A 343-nucleotide genomic window follows, 5' to 3' on the forward strand; every position below is an offset into this window, starting at 1 on the left:
TGTGTCATTCGCCTCTCCAAGGGACTGCCAGGATCACTTCGCCCATTTGCGGCACGTTTCCCTCTCGGTTTTGCCGCTTTATGTGGTCTGCTTCTGGCCCTGATCGGCCTAGTCTCTGACGGGGCGACCTATGGTACGGGCTATCTCCAGGCGCGAGGAATCATAGACGGCACCCTCCATTATCCAGCCTCCTTCTTTTTCCTGAAATACCTCTCCATACTAGGGCCTGTTAGGGCTTGATCCAGTCTGCTGCGGCAGCGATGTGGATGACCGCGAGGAACGACGTTGCTGTTTTTTCATATCTGGTTGCGACAGCGCGCCACTCCTTGAGGCGAGCCCAGAG

At 56.6% G+C, this 343-nt stretch carries 1 protein-coding gene and 1 pseudogene; one reads left to right on the forward strand and one right to left on the reverse strand.

The window, feature by feature from the left end:
* Positions 1-240 (forward strand): annotated as a pseudogene (locus HNW77_RS17570) (chloride channel protein); the annotation flags it as partial.
* On the opposite strand, the gene HNW77_RS17360 reads toward HNW77_RS17570, so the two are convergent.
* The coding region (locus tag HNW77_RS17360) for a transposase (RefSeq protein WP_146044241.1) at positions 230-343 on the reverse strand (114 nt) is incomplete at its 5' end. The pseudogene HNW77_RS17570 and the gene HNW77_RS17360 sit on opposite strands and share 11 nt — an antisense overlap.

The organism is Komagataeibacter melomenusus (assembly GCF_013155395.1).
Lineage (GTDB): Bacteria > Pseudomonadota > Alphaproteobacteria > Acetobacterales > Acetobacteraceae > Komagataeibacter > Komagataeibacter melomenusus.